General features: G+C 76.2%; 15 protein-coding genes. 3 read left to right on the top strand and 12 right to left on the bottom strand.

Translation table 11 applies throughout. The annotated features are described in order from the left end of the window. Positions 1 to 10 precede the first annotated feature (10 nt). From ACFV8H_RS23055 to ACFV8H_RS23025, 7 genes are all read right to left on the bottom strand, one after another. Entirely contained in the window at positions 11 to 904 is an 894-nt protein-coding gene (locus ACFV8H_RS23055; protein WP_380402947.1) for an SDR family NAD(P)-dependent oxidoreductase, read from the bottom strand. Beyond that, positions 901 to 2,229, bottom strand: a complete 1,329-nt coding sequence (locus tag ACFV8H_RS23050) for an MFS transporter (protein WP_380402945.1) — start codon at positions 2,227 to 2,229, stop codon at positions 901 to 903. The genes ACFV8H_RS23055 and ACFV8H_RS23050 overlap by 4 nt, the downstream gene beginning before the upstream one ends. After that, a complete protein-coding gene (locus tag ACFV8H_RS23045) occupies positions 2,226 to 3,452 on the bottom strand; it encodes an AMP-binding protein (RefSeq protein WP_380402942.1) in 1,227 nt (408 codons plus the stop codon). Before ACFV8H_RS23045 ends, ACFV8H_RS23050 begins: the two co-directional genes overlap by 4 nt. Then, positions 3,449 to 4,546 (bottom strand): RimK family alpha-L-glutamate ligase, encoded by a 1,098-nt coding sequence (locus tag ACFV8H_RS23040; RefSeq protein ID WP_380402939.1) that lies wholly within the window; start codon positions 4,544 to 4,546, stop codon positions 3,449 to 3,451. Before ACFV8H_RS23040 ends, ACFV8H_RS23045 begins: the two co-directional genes overlap by 4 nt. A gap of 250 nt (positions 4,547 to 4,796) precedes the next feature. Next, a complete protein-coding gene (locus ACFV8H_RS23035; RefSeq protein ID WP_380402936.1) occupies positions 4,797 to 5,426 on the bottom strand; it encodes an AMP-binding protein in 630 nt (209 codons plus the stop codon). Between the two features lie 241 nt (positions 5,427 to 5,667). Continuing rightward, complete coding sequence (locus ACFV8H_RS23030) at positions 5,668 to 6,942, bottom strand: hypothetical protein (protein ID WP_380402933.1); 1,275 nt, start codon at positions 6,940 to 6,942, stop codon at positions 5,668 to 5,670. 205 nt (positions 6,943 to 7,147) lie between these two features. Beyond that, positions 7,148 to 8,851 carry a GAF domain-containing protein gene (locus ACFV8H_RS23025; protein WP_375886643.1) on the bottom strand — a complete coding sequence of 568 codons (1,704 nt, stop codon included), beginning with the start codon at positions 8,849 to 8,851 and terminating at the stop codon, positions 7,148 to 7,150. A gap of 323 nt (positions 8,852 to 9,174) precedes the next feature. On the opposite strand from ACFV8H_RS23025, the gene ACFV8H_RS23020 reads away from it, so the two are divergent. Together ACFV8H_RS23020 and ACFV8H_RS23015 are read left to right on the top strand one after the other, a co-directional pair. Beyond that, a complete protein-coding gene (locus ACFV8H_RS23020) occupies positions 9,175 to 10,038 on the top strand; it encodes a universal stress protein (RefSeq protein ID WP_380402930.1) in 864 nt (287 codons plus the stop codon). 128 nt (positions 10,039 to 10,166) lie between these two features. Next, positions 10,167 to 11,222, top strand: coding sequence for an Acg family FMN-binding oxidoreductase (locus tag ACFV8H_RS23015; RefSeq protein WP_380402927.1), 1,056 nt, complete (start codon positions 10,167 to 10,169; stop codon positions 11,220 to 11,222). Positions 11,223 to 11,288: 66 nt separating this feature from the next. On the opposite strand, the gene ACFV8H_RS23010 is transcribed toward ACFV8H_RS23015, so the two are convergent. From ACFV8H_RS23010 to ACFV8H_RS23000, 3 genes are read right to left on the bottom strand one after another with little or no spacing between them, the layout of a single operon-like run. Beyond that, positions 11,289 to 11,792: a copper chaperone PCu(A)C gene (locus ACFV8H_RS23010; protein WP_380402924.1), complete on the bottom strand. Its 504-nt coding sequence runs from the start codon at positions 11,790 to 11,792 to the stop codon at positions 11,289 to 11,291. Next, on the bottom strand, positions 11,789 to 14,005 hold the full coding sequence (locus ACFV8H_RS23005) for a heavy metal translocating P-type ATPase (protein ID WP_380403061.1): 2,217 nt from the start codon (positions 14,003 to 14,005) through the stop codon (positions 11,789 to 11,791). Before ACFV8H_RS23005 ends, ACFV8H_RS23010 begins: the two co-directional genes overlap by 4 nt. Before the next feature lie 59 nt (positions 14,006 to 14,064). After that, positions 14,065 to 14,214 carry a hypothetical protein gene (locus ACFV8H_RS23000; protein WP_375896037.1) on the bottom strand — a complete coding sequence of 50 codons (150 nt, stop codon included), beginning with the start codon at positions 14,212 to 14,214 and terminating at the stop codon, positions 14,065 to 14,067. 226 nt (positions 14,215 to 14,440) lie between these two features. On the opposite strand from ACFV8H_RS23000, the gene ACFV8H_RS22995 reads away from it, so the two are divergent. Further along, the gene (locus ACFV8H_RS22995; RefSeq protein WP_380402921.1) at positions 14,441 to 14,914 is read left to right on the top strand and encodes a hypothetical protein; all 474 of its coding nucleotides are present in this window, start codon (positions 14,441 to 14,443) and stop codon (positions 14,912 to 14,914) included. Positions 14,915 to 14,953: 39 nt separating this feature from the next. On the opposite strand, the gene ACFV8H_RS22990 is transcribed toward ACFV8H_RS22995, so the two are convergent. Both ACFV8H_RS22990 and ACFV8H_RS22985 read right to left on the bottom strand, forming a co-directional pair. After that, complete coding sequence (locus ACFV8H_RS22990; protein WP_380402919.1) at positions 14,954 to 15,355, bottom strand: NTP pyrophosphohydrolase; 402 nt, start codon at positions 15,353 to 15,355, stop codon at positions 14,954 to 14,956. Further along, the gene (locus ACFV8H_RS22985; RefSeq protein WP_380402917.1) at positions 15,355 to 15,786 is read right to left on the bottom strand and encodes a PPOX class F420-dependent oxidoreductase; all 432 of its coding nucleotides are present in this window, start codon (positions 15,784 to 15,786) and stop codon (positions 15,355 to 15,357) included. The genes ACFV8H_RS22990 and ACFV8H_RS22985 overlap by 1 nt, the downstream gene beginning before the upstream one ends. Positions 15,787 to 15,805: the final 19 nt, after the last annotated feature.

The raw sequence follows: 15,805 nt of genomic DNA, 5'->3' as shown, positions 1-15,805 counted from the left end.
GGAGGGGGGCTCAGCCGGGGGTGGCCGCGGGCCGTCCGAGCCAGCCGCGGGCGAGGGTCTGGACGGCGGAGCCGTCGGGGTCGGCGAGCTTGGCGGCCAGGTAGTCGGCGGCCCAGGCGTTGGCGGGCACCCGGAACGGCGGCCGCGGCTCGCGCAGGGTGCGGAGCACGACCTCGGCGACCTCCCGGGCGGGTTGGCCGGCCGACTCCCAGCCCGGGCCGCCGACCCAGTCGAGGTAGTCGGCGAAGGTGTCCGCGTACGGGCCCGAGGCGGCGTGCAGGGTGGCCCGGTTGACGTCGGGGAAGACGCCGAACCCGGTGTCCGGGACGAAGCCCGGCACCACCACCGAGACCCGGACCCCGTGCGCCGCCGCGACCGGCGCGAGCGCCTCCAGGAAGCCCTCGACGGCGAACTTCGCCGCGCAGTACGCCTCGTTGAAGGGCTGGCCGACCACGCCGTGCACGCTGCCGACGGTGACCAGGCGGCCGCCGGCGGCGCGCAGCAGCGGCAGCGCGGCCCGGCTGACGGTGGCGACGCCGAAGAAGTTGACGTCCAGGTTGGCGCGCAGCGCCGCGTCGGTGGACATCTCCAGGGTGGGGTCGGAGTTGGAGACGCCGGCGTTGTTGACGACGGCGTCCAGCCGCCCGTACCGACGCTGCACGGCGGCCAGGCAGTCGGTGACCGAGCCGGGGTCGGTGACGTCCAGCCGGTGGACGTCCAGGGTGACCCCGGCGGCCTCGGCGGCGGCCCGCAGCGGCCCGGCGCGCTCGGGTGCGCGCAGGGTCGCGACGGTGGTGTAGCCGGCCCGGGCGGCGGCGAGGGCGGTGGCCAGGCCGATGCCGGAGGAGGTGCCGGTGATCAGCAGGACCCGGCCGGTGGGGTCGGTGAGTTCGGTGTCGTTCACGTCGGCTCCTCCGCCGGGACCGCCTCCGCCGGGACTGCCTCCGCCGGGACTGCGGCCGTGCTCTTCGCCCGCTCGGCGGCGTCCAGCAGCGGCTGGAGGCCGAGCGCGGGGACGAAGGAGCAGGCGGCCAGCAGGGTGCCGCCGGCCATGGTGAGGCGGGCGGCGTCCAGGACGCCGAGCGGTCCGGTGAGCAGCGCGACGGCGAGTCCGCCGACCAGCGCGGCGAGCGGGATGACGCCCCAGGTGACGGTCCGGAAGGCGGCGTGCATCACGCCCTGGTTGCGCGCGGACATCCGGGACTGCCGGACGGGGGCGCTGCACACGTTGATGCAGGACATGAAGAAGCCGTAGCAGCCCATGGTCACGGCGATCACCGGGCCGGGCGGCAGCGCGGGCGCGGCGAGCACGCCGAGGCCGACCAGGCAGTGCAGCAGCAGCGACCAGGCCATCGTCCGGCCGAGGCCGAACCGACGGGAGAGCCGGGGGGCGACCACGGCCCCGAGCAGGGCGCCGAGCGCGGCGACCGACATGGCCGCGCCGAACACGCCGACCTGCACGCCCAGGCCGCGGTAGGCGAGGACGGGCAGCACGGTGACGTACACCGGCCCGCCGCAGTTGAGGACCACGGCTGCCAGCACCACCCGGCGCAGCACCGGGTCGGCCCAGTTGAGCCGGAAGCCGCGGGTCAGCCGCTCCCGGATCGAGCCCTCCTCGACGGTCCGCTCGCCCCAGGGGCGCATACGGCGGAAGCAGGCCGCCGAGACCAGGTAGCTGGCCGCGTCGACCAGCAGGGCGGCCACGCCGAGCGCGCTGTAGAGGGCGGCGGCGATGGACGGCCCGGCGACCTCGGCGACCGAACCGCTGCCCTCCAGCCGGGAGTAGGCGCGGACCATGCCGTCCTCGGGGACGACGGCGGGGACGGCGACGAGGTAGCCGACGTTGAAGAAGATGGTCGCGCCGCTGATGACGGCCACGCAGCCGAACAGCAGCGGGGTGGAGAGCGCGCCCAGGGCGTGGGCGAGCGGGATCGCGGCGACGGCGGCCAGCCGGACCAGGTCGCAGACGAGCATGGTGCGGCGCTTGTCCCAGCGGTCGACCAGCACCCCGGCGACCGGCCCGAGCAGCGGGATGCCGAGGTACTGGGCCATCGCGACCACGCCGACCTGGAGGGCGGAGGCGTGCAGCACGAAGATCATCAGGGTCGGGACGACGAAGACGGTGACCTTGTCGCCGACCAGGCTGACGGTCTGTCCGGCCCAGAACAGCGAGAAGCTCCGCCCGAGCGGCGCCGGGGCGCGCTTCGCCAGGGTGGTGTCGGCCGTCACGACTCCTCCCGGACGACCAGGGCGGCGGTCTTGCCGGTGCGGCCGTTGCTGACCAACTCGTCCACCGGGCGCACCCGGAAGGCCCACGGGTCGTGCTGGAAGGCGGTGCCGAGGGTGCAGGTGGCGGTGAACAGCTCGGTGCGCAGCCGCTCGACGTCCGGTACCGCCACGGTGCCGGCGGTCACCACCAGCAGGTCCACGCCGGTCGCCCGGCCGTCCCGCTCGGTGAGCACCACCTGGGCCCGGGCCACGCCCGGGGCGCGCTCCGCCCGCTCGATCAGCTCGTCCACGTCCAGGCCGAGGCCGCGGACCTGGACGACGCTGTCGCGCCGGCCCAGCACCCGCATGGCCGGCCCGGGGCGCCCGCACGGGCAGTCGGTCAACTCGCCCGCGTCGCCGGTGCGGTAGCGCAGCACCGGGTTGAGCATCTCCGGGTCGAGGGCGGTGAAGTCCAGCAGTCCGCCGGGGTCGGCGTGCACCAACTGGTGCGGCAGCGGGTGGAAGACCTCGGCCGGGCAGTCCGGGGTGTTGGTGCCCACCACCCAGGTCTCGGTGCTGCCGAACATGCCCCAGCGCCGCGCCTCGGGGGCCACCTCGGCGAGGTCGGCGTCCAGTTGGGGCTGCCAGGCCTCGCCGAGCCAGAGCACCTTGCGCAGCGCGGGCAGCCGGATGCCGGCGGACCTGGCGTGCGCGAACCAGAGCCGCAGCACGCTGGGGGTGCCGCCGATGGCGGTCACCCGCCGCGCGGCCAGCAGCTCCAGCCAGGCGCCGTACTCGTCCTTGGCGACCGAGCCGAGGGCGATGATCCGGCAGCCGGAGAGGTCGGCGAGGGCGGCGGCGAGGAAGTGGGCGCCCCACATCCGGCCGGCGCCCCAGGCGTTGACGAAGAGGTCGGTGCGGTCGAGCGGCTGCCAGTGGGCGTGCACGCTGGCCATGTAGAAGCCGGTGGGGGCGTAGCCGACCTTGGGGGCGCCGGTGCTGCCGCCGCTCTGGAACAGCCAGGTCGCGGACTGCTCGGCGGCCGGCTCCAGGTGGGCGAGGGCGGTGTTGAGGTCGACCTTCGCCAGCGGGGGGAGCTGGGCGAGCGCGTCGAGGGAGCCGGCGTCGAGGTGCGCGGGGTAGTGCGGGGCCAGCGCGGGCACGCTGCGCAGCCGGTCCAGGGTGCGCCGGGCCACGTGCAGCCGGGGCGCGGCGGCCTCGGGGGACAGCGAGAAGGCGGTCATCGGGGGTCCGTCCGGTGAGCGGGGGCGGGGACGAGAACGGGGGTGGGGATGGTGCGGGGGACGGGGCCGGTGCGGGGCGCGGCGTCGAGGGTGAGCGGGCGGGCGCCGTCGGCGAGCCACCTGGCGTGGCCGTCCCGGTAGGCGGCGAACCGGGCGCGGGTGACGTCCCGTTGCAGGCTGCGGTGCGGGTCGGTGCGGTCCGGGGCGATCACGCCGTCCGGTTCCAGCTCGGAGAACCAGTACCGCTCGCCGTCGTACAGGAAGTCGACGCAGAAGAACGGGATCGGCAGCCGTTCGGCGAACCAGGCGGTGGCGGCGGCGAGTTCGGGTGGCACCGGGGGGAATTCCATGCCCCCGCCGCGGCTGGCGTTGGCGACCGGGGAGCCGGGCTCGGGGGTGCGCTTCATCACCGCGTACGGCCGGCCGTCGACCACGTACACCCGGTAGTCGATGGTGCCGTCGCCCAGGTAGGGCTGGATCACCAGGGTGGTGTCGCCGCCCTGGGCGAGGCTGGCCAGGCCGCGCACCTCTTCGGGGTTGCGGGCCAGGTTGATCCCGCCGCCGCCGCACCAGCCGGCCGGTTTGACGATGGCCGGGTAGGTCATCCGCCCGAGCGCGACCTCGTAGCCGTACTTGGCGGTGTCCCGCCCGGTGCCGATCCGCACGGTCGGGATGGTCGGCACCGGGGAGTCGGCCAGGAACAGCAGGGTGGCCAGTTTGTCGTTGCCGATCAGCGACACCTGCGGGGGGAACGGCAGGTAGAAGCCGGCCTGTTCGAGCACCGCGTAGAGCGCGTACTGGTTGAAGACGTCCATCGACTGGTACGGCAGCGAGTAGAGCGCGGTGATGAAGAGGGTGTCCTCGGGGGTCACCACCTCGTCGTCGACGTACACCCGGGGGCGGCCGGGGCCGGTGGCGTCCACGCTGACGGCGTCCGGGGCGTGCCTGGTCCAGCGCAGGCCGAGGTCGGCGGCGCTCTCGGCGTAGAGGTCCCAGAAGAAGCCGTGCCACATCTCGGCCATCCGGGAGGACTCCCGGTCGGGGAAGATCCAGCACAGCCGGCGCAGCGGGCCGGGCGGGGCGGGGGTGGTCATCGTGCTCCTCGGGGTGCGGCGGGGGTGATGGCGGTCTCCGGGCGTGGGGTGCCGGGCGCGCGGCCTCTCGGGCGGGCGCCTGGGTGTGGTGAGGGGTGTGGTGCGGAGCGGGTGTGTGTGGCTCGGCCGCAGCGCGGACCTCGGCGACGGCCCTGCGCACCCGTTGGTGCGGCGCGGCGCGGTCGGCGTCGGCGTCGGCCCGGTCCGGGGGCGGTCGTGGTGGGGGTGGCGCCGAGGCCCGATCAGCCTGTCAGGACGCGGAGTTCGGGGTGGCCCCCTCGTTCGTGCGGTGGCCGCGATGCGTCGGGCCACGCCGGCCGGGGTGGTGGCGTCGGCGGCGGTTCTGACGGCCCGGCGGGGAGTCAGGACGGGTTTCGGCTGCCCGGTCGAACCCGTGGTGAAGCGTGAAGGGAATGCCGGCCGGTTGTTCCGGCGCCACCGTGGACGGGTGTGCCGGGGGGTCCCCGGGATTATTCGAAGGTTCTGCGGTCGACTCCGGTAACTCCACTAATCGGATTGCGAGTTGAAGGCTTTCGCTGATGCTTCCGGAGACCGCAGTACGGCACTGCGCGGCCGCCGCCATGGCTTGTCGGCGGGCCGGTGGGAATGCCGGGTCGACGGGGCGACAGCGGCCCCCGGCGGTCGGCACGCCGAGGAGTGCGACCACCGTTTCCGGTGCGTGGACGGTCGGTACGGCGACCGTGCCGGGGTTCGATCCCGGCTCTGTGGCCAGGGAGTTCGCCGACTCCAGGGGTCGGCCGTGGGTCGGGGCGGGTCCGTGGTAGACGATCGCCGGACGGCGGGGATTTCGACGTGCGATATCTCTGAGGACGTCAAGTAGGTCGGGGGCGACCCGGGGGAAATCGTGAATATTTGACATGCCCGCCCCAAATGCGCTGAGAACTGCTCATCCGTGCTCGGCGAACGGCGACTCTACCTTCGAACATGCGTGGCGACAATGGATGTTGAGGGTGTTCTTCCAAGACTTCGTGGCGGAACTGTGAACCGCCCCCGACCGGGGAAATCGTTCGGGTGAGGACGGTGCGCCCGGGCGCCCCGAGGAGTTCGCCGCCCACCCGCTCGGCTCCTGCGGTCGCCGCCCGCACGGCAGTTCACCCCACTCAGTGCGGGTCGCCGGCGATCCGCCCGGCCAGCGCCCGTACGGTGGGCGGTAGTTCGCGCAGCCGCAGGACGAGCAACGGCAGGGCCAGGCCCAAGTACACCCAGCTGAGCGCCAGTCGGGAGGACTCGCCGGGCAGGGCGAACTGGACGGCGAACAGCACCAGCAGCAGGGCGGCCTTCCAGGGCAGGAACCGCAGGTCGAGGAGGAGGACGACGGCCAGAACGGTCTGGGCGGCGGTCAGCAGCACCTCGTCCACCTGGCGTTCGACCAGGGGGAGCGAGGCCGGGCCGCCGCCCAGCAGGTGGGCCAGCGGCAGGCAGCCGATCAGCAGCGTCCATTGGTTGACCTTGCTGGAGAGCAGCGCGCCCAGGCCGTCGTCGCCGCGCAGCCGCCAGGCGAACACCACGGCGACGATCAGCTCCGGGGCCTCGGAGGCCAGCGGGGCGAGCCACTGCACCAGCAGGAAGCGGTCGATGCCGAGCGAGGAGCCGGCGTCCACCAGCGAGGTGGCGAAGGGCTCGGCGCAGGCGAAGACGACGGCCGCGGCCGCGAGGAACACCAGGACGGTGACGGGCCGTCGGCGGGCCTTCGGCAGCAGGGCCAGCCGGGCCGGGACACCGACGAGTTCCTCCTCGTCGGTCTCGCTGCAACGGCTGATCCGGAACAGGTAGTAGGCGTACCAGGCGATCAGCACCACCGCGAGCACCCAGGAGATCCGCCGCATCGCCGGCATCACGAAGGCCACCAGCGCGGCGGCCCCCAGGAACGCGGTGTCGATCCGGCGGTGCTCGCGCAGCACGATCCCGGGGGCGACGCCGCGGCGCCGGGCGGCCAGGTACGCGGCCAGCGCGACCAGTGGCCAGCCGACGCCGACCAGCAGCCGGTTGGCGCCGGTCATGTTGGCGGCCGCGTAGGCGGCGTACTCGGGGCGGGTGCCGGCCGTGTAGGCGAACCAGAGGTCGACGGCGTACTCGGGCAGCACCGCGATGAAGGCCAGCAGGGCGAGCGCCAGCGGCCCGGAGATGTCCGCCCGGGCGGTCTCCGCCGCCCACATCAGCAGCAGCGCCGCCGACAGCACCCCGAGACCGAACAACAGCATGGCCGGCACCGGCGAGGGGTGGATCCCGGCCAGCCGCAGCACCGCCGCGGGCAGCGCGCCGGCGGCGGCCGCCGCGAGCCGCAGCGCCGTCACCGACCCGCTGGGCGGCGGCGCGGACGGCACCTCGGCGGTGCCCGGGGGCGGGGTGGCGGTCGCGGGTGACTCGTGGGCCATCGGCCGTCCTCGTGCTCGACGCTCGGCGGGGCGCACGGCGGGGGCTCGGCGCAACGCTCGGGGGACGCGAAGCAGGCTAGGGGCGCCCCGGGGCGGCGGCGCCGCTACGGGGCGGGGCCGCGGCGGAGTTCCCCCGTACGGCGGCGGGCGCGGCGGGGTGCGGCGCCGGTCGCGCCGGGTACGGCTGCGGGTACGGGGTCGCCGGTCAGGACCCGAGCGGGGCCTCCCACACCAGCCGGGTGCCGCCGCCCGCGTCGTCCGCCGGGCCGTGGGTGAAGGCCCCGCCGACCCGTGCGGCGCGTTCGGCGAGGTTGCGCAGCCCGCTGCGCCGCCCGCCCTCGGGGATGCCCGTGCCGTCGTCCGTGACGGTGAGCACCACCCGCCCGGCCAGGGCCCGCAGGTTGACCTCGACCCGGCCGGCCCCGGCGTGCCGGGCGGCGTTGCTGAGCGCCTCCGCCAGCACGGCGACCACGTGTTCGGCCAGCTCCTGCGGGACGTCGGTGTCCAGCAGCCCCTCCAGGCTGAGCCGGGGCGCGAAGCCGAGCGGCCCCTGGGCCTCGGTGACCACCCGGGTGGCGCGGGCGCGCAGGCCGCGGTCCGGTTCGCTGTGGGCGCGCAGGCCGAAGATGGTCGAACGGATGATCTTGATGGTCTCGTCCAGGTCTGCCACCGCCCGGGCGACCCGGTCGGCGGCGGCCGGACTCTCGATCAGCCGGCCCGCGCTCTGCAGCGTCATCCCGGTGGCGAAGAGCCGCTGGATGGCCAGGTCGTGCAGGTCCCGGGCGATCCGGTCGCGGTCCTCCAGCAGGTTCAACTGCTCGGCGTCGCGCCGCCGTTCGGCCAGCTCCAGGGCGAGCGCCGCCTGGTCGGCGAAGCCCAGCAGCGGGCCGGTCTCCTCCGGCCCGAAGGCGGGCTGCCCCTGCGCCCGGGCCAGCAGCAGCACACCCCGCCCGTACCCGGGGCCGGTGCCCAGCGGCACCGCCACGGCCGGGCCCAGCCCGTCGAAGCGGCCCGCCGGACCGGCCGGGAAGCGGGCGTCGGCGGCCAGGTCGTCGCTGGTGGCCGGGGAGCCGGAGGCGTACGCGGCGCCGGAGAGCGTGCCGTCCACCGGCACCGTCACCCCCAGCCGGGCGGCGGGCTCGGCGCCGAGCGCGACCTCCACCGCCAGCTCCTCCGCCCGCTCCTCCGGCCCGGCCAGCGCCACCGAGACGTCCGCCAGCTCGGCCCCGGCGATCTCCCGGGCCCGGCGGGCGATCAGCTCGACCACCTCCAGGCGCGGCGCGCCCGACAGCAGGCTGCGGGTGATCTCGGTGCTCGCCCGCAGCCAGCGCTGGCGCAGCTGGGCCTCCTCGTACAGCCGGGCGTTGTCGATCGCGACCCCGGCGGCGACCGCGAGGGTGGAGATCACCGCCTCGTCGTCCTCGTCGAAGTCCAGCCCGCCGCGCTTGTCGGTCAGGTAGAGGTTGCCGAACACCTCCCCGTGGATCCGTACCGGCACCCCCAGGAAGGTGTGCATCGGCGGGTGGCCGACCGGGAAGCCGATCGAGGCCGGGTGCTCGGACAGCACCGGGCAGCGCAGCGGCTGCGGGTGGCGGATCAGTTCACCGAGGATGCCCCGGCCGGAGGGCGGCGGGCCGATCTCCTCGATCTCCGCTTCGGACAGACCGACCGTCAGGAACTGCGACAGGGTGTGCCCGTCCGGCCCGATCACGCCCAGCGCGCCGTAGCGGGCGTCCACCAGGTCGACGGCGGCCTCCACGATCCGGTGCAGCGCCTGGGCGAGGTCCAGCTCCCGGCCGACCGCGAGCACCGCCTCCAGCAGGCTGTGCACCCGGTTCTGGGTGCCGCGCGCCGCGTCGATCCGCCACTGGAGCTCCTCCAGCAGCTCGTCCAGGCGCAGCCGGGGCATCCGCGCGCCGCCGCCCGCCGCGCTGCCGTCCGCTCCGCCCACCGCTGTCCTCCTCGTTCACGCCGTGACCCGTCGACCCGCGCCGCCCGGCCCGATCAGGGACCGTCCGACCAGCGGGTATTCCGTGTCCACACCGTAGTGCCCGGGTGTCGACGGGGTGGCGGCCGGGGTCGCCCGTACTGTTCGGCGGGGGTCTTTCGTCCTGTGGACGGGGGGCTTGCGGCCTCTGGCGGCGCGCCGTCGGCGGGCGACAGGGTGGGAGCAGAGCGGACGGGGCGTCAGTCACGCGCCGTCCCCGGTGCCGAGACAGTGGAGGAACCGTCATGACGTCAACCGTGGTGGCCGGGGTCGACGGCTCGCCGGCGAGCACCGCCGCCGCCCAGTGGGCGGCCGAGGAGGCGCGACGGCGCGGGGCGGCGCTGCGGCTGGTGCACGCCTGGCCGTGGCTGACCGACGGGGTGTCCTCCTACGCCGAGCCCGACGACCTCCCGGCAGCCGCCGAGCGCACCCTGGCCGAAGCCGCGGACGCGGTCCGCCGGAGCCACCCGGAGCTCGCCGTGCACACCGACACGGTGCTGGACGCCCCGGTGGACGGGCTGGTGGCGGCCGCCGCTGATGCCGAGCTGCTGGTGCTCGGCTCGCGCGGACGCGGCGGCTTCACCGGGCTGCTGCTCGGTTCGGTCAGCATGGCGGTGGCCGGGCGCAGCGGCACGCCGGTGGTCGTGGTGCGGGAGGTCGGCGGCGAGGGGGCCGGGGAGGGAGCCGGCGAGGTGGTGGTCGGCGTGGACGCCCACGCGCCCGAGGAGGAGGTGCTCGCCTTCGCCTTCCAGGAGGCCGCCCTGCGCGGCGCCCGGGTGCGGGCGGTGCACGGCTGGGACCTGCCGCCGCTGTTCGGCTACGCGGGCGGGGCCGTGCCGGCGGGGGAGATCGCCCAACTGGAGGCGCTGGAGGCGAAGCTGCTGTCGCTCGCCCTGGCCGGTCCGCGCGAGCGGCACGCGGCGGTCGAGGTGGTCGAGGACGTCCGGCTGGGCGCCGCGCGCGGCCTGGTGGAGGCCTCCGCCGGGGCCGGGCTGGTGGTCGTGGGCCGGCGCCGCCGTCCGATCGAGCTCGGCCCCCGGCTCGGCCGGATCGCCCACGCGGCACTGCACCACGCCGAGGCCCCGGTGGCGGTCGTCCCGCACGGGTGACCGACGCCCCGGCGGCGGAGGGGCTTTCGGCCCTGGCCCGCGCCGGGGCCCGGCGCGCACGCTCGGAAGCAGCGAGGACTCCGCGGTCGAGTCGTCGACCGCCGGACGGTCGTGAGGAGTTGATCGCCATGATGCGCACCCCGGTTCCGGCCCCGGTTCCGAGCCCGGTTCCAACCCCGGCGCTCACCCCGGCGGAGCTGCGCCTGCTCGCCGCGGCGGGCGGCGCGGCGCCGTCGCTGCACAACAGCCAGCCCTGGCGCTTCGTGCCCACCCCGGACGGCCACGGGCTCGCCGTCCACGCCGACCCCTCCCGCGGGCTGCCGCTGGCCGACCCGGTCGGGGCGGCGCTGCACATCGCGGTCGGCGCCGCCGTGTTCAACCTGCGGGTGGCCGCCGGACACCTCGGCCGCGCGGCGGTGGTCCGGCTGCTCCCGGAGCCCGCTGAGCCCGGCCTGCTGGCCCTGCTCGACCTCTCCGCCCCGGCCCGCGTACGCCTGCCCTTCGGCCGCGACCTCCGCCCGGCCGTCGCCGCCCGCCGCTCCAGCCGCGAGCCCTTCGCCCAGCGGGACGTGCCCGAGGCGGTGCTCGGCGAACTGCTCACCGCCGCCGCCGAGGAGGGAATCGTGGTGGCCGCGCTGGAGGAAGCCGGTGTCCGGCGGGTGCTGGCGCTGACCGCCGAGGCGGAGCGCCGTTGCGAGGACGACCCGGCCCGGGTGGCGGAGAGCCGCGCCTGGCTGCGCCCGCCGGGGGAGTGCACCGACGGCATCCCGTACGAGGCGCTCGGCTCTCTGGACCGCGACGCGAGGGTCCCGATGCGCCGGTACGCCGGCCGCCCGCCGTACGGCCCGGGCTCCGCCACGGCCCCCGGCGGGCCGCCCGCCCCGCCGGTCGGGCCGGAGCGGCGCTTCGAGGCGCTGCCGCAGCTGTGCACCCTGACCACCCCCGGGGACGGCCCGCTGGACTGGCTGCGCGCCGGGCAGGCGCTGGAAAGGGTCTGGCTGCTGGCCACCGTGCACGGGGTGCGGCTGACGGTCTGGCACCAGGCGCTCGAGTGGCCGGACCTCCGCTGGGCGCTGCGCGACCCGGCCGACGGCCCGGCGCACGTCCAGCTGGTGCTGCGGATCGGGTACGGCCCGCCCGGTGCGGCGACGCCCCGGCGGCCGGTCGAGGAGACACTCGGCTGAACGGCCCGGCCCGGTGCCGGGGAGCCCGCGCTCCCCGGCACCGGGCCGGCCCGTTCAGGCTAGGGCTCAGCGCGGCCGGTCGGCCGCCGTGCGGACCTCGGCGGTCAGGTGCAGCGGCGGGCTGTGCCGGAAGGTGAGGGTGAAGGCCACCCGCTGGCCGGGCCGCAGCGCGGGCGGGGCGGGGATCATCAGGTCGGCGTCCTCGGGCGTCATCGCCAGTTCGCCCCGACCGGGGACGGGCAGGCCGGGGACGGGCTCCCAGCGGCCCGCCGCGCCCTGGTGGAGGTGCCGCTTGAGGGTGATCGGTCCGCCGAACTCCCAGCCGGCGCCGGTCAGTTCGTCGGGTACGTCACCCGGGTTGCGGATCGTGAAGAAGGCCGCGGTGGCGGTGGCCGCGCCGGCCGTGGGCAGCAGCACCCAGCCGGGGCCGGCCTCCACCGGGCGGGGGCCGACGCCGGCTCCGCCGACCGCCGTCCAGCCGGTGAGCAGGGCCAGCGCGAGCGCCGCGGCGCCGACCGGCGGGCCGGCCACGGCGAGCCGGCCGAGCGGCCCGGATATCCATGTCCTCACCGCAGACCGCCCTTCGCCCGGCTGCTGTTCGTACGGCCCCCCGTCGCCCGCCCGCGCCCCGGTTCCCAGGTGCGCAGCCGCAGGCTGTTGCCCACCACCAGCAGCGAACTGAGCGACATCGCCACCGCCGCCAGCATCGGGTTCAGCAGCCCGACGGCCGCCAGCGGGATAAGCACCAGGTTGTAGCCGAAGGCCCAGAGCAGATTGGCCCGGATCGTGGCGAGGGTCTGTCGGGCCAGCCGCACGGCGTCCACCACCGCCTCGATGTCACCGCGCACCAGGGTCAGCCCGGCCGCGCCGATCGCGGCGTCGCTGCCGGAGGCCAGCGCCACCCCGAGGTCGGCCGAGGCGAGGGCGACCGCGTCGTTGACGCCGTCGCCGACCACCGCCACCGTCCGTCCGGCGGCCCGCAGTTCGGCCACCACCTCGGCCTTGCGCTCGGGCGAGGCCGAGTCGTGCACCCGCTCGATGCCCAGCTCGGCGGCCACCGCCCGGGCCGCGCCCGGGCCGTCCCCGGTCAGCAGCACGGTCTCCAGGCCCATCCCGCGCAGCCGGTGGAGGGCCCGCCAACTGCCTGAGCGCAGCGTGTCGCCGACCGCCAGTACGGCCGCGGCCCGCCCGTCCAGCTCCACCAGGACGGCGGTGCGGCCCGCCGTCCCGGCCGCGGTGACCGCCGCGGCGAGCTCCGGGGGCAGTGCGTCGCCGTCCGGCCGGACGGCCCGGACCGGACGGCCCTCGACGGTGCCGGACACCCCGAGGCCGGTGGCGGCGGCGAAGCCGTCCACCGGGGGGAGCGTCCCGCAGCGCTCCCGGGCGGCGGCCGCGACGGCCCGCCCGATCGGGTGCTCCGAGCGGTGCTCGACCGCGCCCGCCAGCCGCAGCACCTCCGCCTCGGTGCACCCCTCGGCGACCGTCACCGCCGCCAGTTCCATCCGGCCGGTGGTCAGCGTGCCGGTCTTGTCCACCACCACGGTGTCCACCCGGCGCAGGCTCTCCAGCACCTCGGGGCCGCGCACCAGCACGCCCAGTTCGGCGCCGCGCCCGGTCGCCGCCAGCAGCGCCGTCGGGGTGGCCAGGCCCAGTGCGCACGGGCAGGCCACCACCAGGACGGCGACCGCCGCCGTGACGGCCGCCTGCGGGGCGGCGCCCGCGCCCAGCCAGAAGCCCAGGACGCACACCGCGACCGCCAGCACGCAGGGCACGAAGACCCCGGCGACCGTGTCCGCCAGCCTCTGCGCCCGGGCCTTGCCGGCCTGGGCCTCGGCCACCAGGGCGGTGATCCGGGCCAGTTGGGTGTCCGCGCCGACGGCGGTGGCTCGCACCACCAGCGCACCGCCGACGTTTACCGTCGCCCCGGCCACGGCGTCCCCGGGGCCGACCTCCACCGGCACGCTCTCCCCGGTGAGCAGGCTCAGGTCGAGGGCCGAACCGCCCTCCACCACCACCCCGTCGGTGGCCACCCGCTCGCCCGGCCGCACCACGAACTCCTGCCCGGGAAGCAGCAGTTCGACGGGGATCAGGTGCTCCTCGCCGTCCTGCGCCCGGACGCAGACCTGCTTGGCGCCCAGCTCGGCCAGCGCCCGCAGCGCGGAGCCGCTGCGGCGGCGCACCCGGCCCTCCAGCAGCCGCCCGGCCAGCACGAACAGCGGCACCCCGACCGCCGCCTCCAGGTACACGTGCGCCGCGCCGCCACCGTCGGCGGTCAGCGAGAACGGCATCCGCATGCCCAACTCCCCGGCCCCGCCCAGGAACAGCGCGTAGGCGGACCAGGCGAAGGAGGCCACCACGCCCAGGCTGACCAGGGTGTCCATGGTCGCGGCGGCGTGCCGCAGCCCTTGCAGGGCGCGCCGGTGGAAGCCGGCCGACCCCCAGGTCACCACCGGCACGGCCAGCGCGAAGCAGACCCACTGCCAGGCGTCGAACTGGAGCGCGGGCACCATCGACAGGGCCAGCACCGGGACGGCCAGCAGGGCGGTGACCAGCAGCCGCCGGCGCTCGTCCGGCTCCTCCTCCGGCAGCCCGCCGAGCACCCCGGAGGCCGCCAACTCGGCCGTGTACCCGGCCCGTTCGACGGCCGCGACCAGCTCGTCCACGGACACTCCGGCCGGGTGCAGCACCCGGGCCCGGCCGGTCGCCAGGTTCACCCCGGCCGTCACCCCGTCGATCCGGCCCAGCCGCTTCTCCACCCGGCCCACGCAGGCCGCGCAGGTCATCCCGCCGACCGCCAGATCGGTGGACACCAGCTCCCCGGTGTCCGCCCCCGCGACCGGGCTCACCGCATCCCGCCCATGTCGTGCCCGCCCATGCCGGGCGAGGAACCGCCGCCCCGGCTCGGCGTCAGCCCCGGGGCCACCGGCCCCGCCTGCCGCCCCACCGCGTACGAGACCACGAACACCACCACCAGCAGCAGGGCGAACCCCACCAGCACACTCGACGGCCGGACACCCGGCGATTTCGGCTTCACCCCCCACCAGTCGGACGGCCGGAGCGGTCGGTTCCCGAACCTCCTGGGCCGAGCGGGTGGCGCTCGTCACGGTCCGCCCGTACCGGTCCGCCCCTCGCCGCCGCACCGGTGTCGTACCGGCGTCGTAGGATCATTCGTGTGCCGAAGACCGGCGCACGGACGACGAGCATCCGGGGGGATGGCGATGGGGACGACGAAGCGGGCCCGCGTACTGGGCATGGCGGCCGGGGTCCTGGGGGTGGCACTGGCGTTCGCCGGAACGGCGTCGGCGCGGCCGGCCGACGGGCCGGGCCCGGACGACCCGTTCGGAACGCCGGGGACGGGGCGGATCCTGCCGCCGACCCCGGACGAGGACACCATGTTCTCGATCCCGGACTGGATCGGCAACGGCGGCGCGGTGACGGCCTCGGTGACGGAGTCGCTGCCGATCACGGTCATCGTCGGCTGCCGGGGCGGCGGTTCGGTGCAGGTCCACGTCGGCGGGCAGGCCCCGGCCGACTTCACGGTGCAGTGCCCGGCGGACGCGGTCGGCGTCGGCTCGGTGGAGATCCCCGCCCGGCCGGGCCGGGACTTCCAGTTCACCGTCCGCACCTCGGACCCGTCGATCCACTGGGGCATCAACGCCCTCCAGGTCCGCCCCGTTCCGCCGACGGACTGACCGCCGTCGGACCGACCGTGGTCGGACTCGGCCGGGGGCTCAGCGCCGGACGCTCCGCGGGCCCGTCACGGCGGCGCCCAACGCGCCGACCCGGGACCGTAGTTCGCGGTCGGCGGTGACCACCAGGCAGGCCCGCGCCGGATCCCCGGCGCGGGCCTCGCGGACCAGTTCCACGATCCGGTCGTCGCCGCTGCCCGCCGCCGACACCACCCGGACCTCCGGCAGCCCGGTGACGCCCCGGGCCGCGCCCTCGACCACCAGCACCACCTCCAGCGGCCCGGGGTGCTCCGGCACGCCCCGGGCGGCCACGGCGACCAGGGCGTCCCGGAGGCGTTCGGCGGCGCCGCGCCGGTCGCGCCACCAGCCGTCGGGGACCGAGCCGACCACGTTCGCGCCGTCCACCACCAGCAGGGGCGGCGGCGCGGCCTCGTCATGTTCCATCAGTCCGTCCGGTCCGCCTGCTCCGTCAGGGTGATCCGGATGCCGACGGTGCCGCGGTCGCCGCGCCGCAGCCGGCTGCCGAGCAGGGTGAGCACGCCGAGCAGCCCGTACTTCTGGCGCAGCAGGGTGCGGTAGGCGGCGGTGCGTTCGGGGGTGAGGAGTTCGGCGGTGGCCGGGTACTGGTCGCCGGTCGGGCGGCCCTTGACGTCGCAGGGGCCGACCAGGACGTCGGCCCGGTTGCGGATCCGCTTGACCTTCCAGGAGTCCGCGACGGTCCAGACGCCGAGCGCCTCCCCGTCCCGGACCACCCACACCGGGGTCGGCACCTGGGTGCCGTCCTTCTTGTAGGTGGTGACGAGCAGGTAGCTGCCGGAGGAGAGGCTGACGATCCGGGCGAGCCGGGCCGCTGCGGTGGGGTCGGGCGTGGTCATGGCCGAGAGTCTACGAGGT

The organism is Kitasatospora sp. NPDC059827 (assembly GCF_042731675.1).
Lineage (GTDB): Bacteria > Actinomycetota > Actinomycetes > Streptomycetales > Streptomycetaceae > Kitasatospora.
Note: the sequence above shows the minus strand (reverse complement) of the source record. Positions and strands in the feature narration are given on the sequence as shown.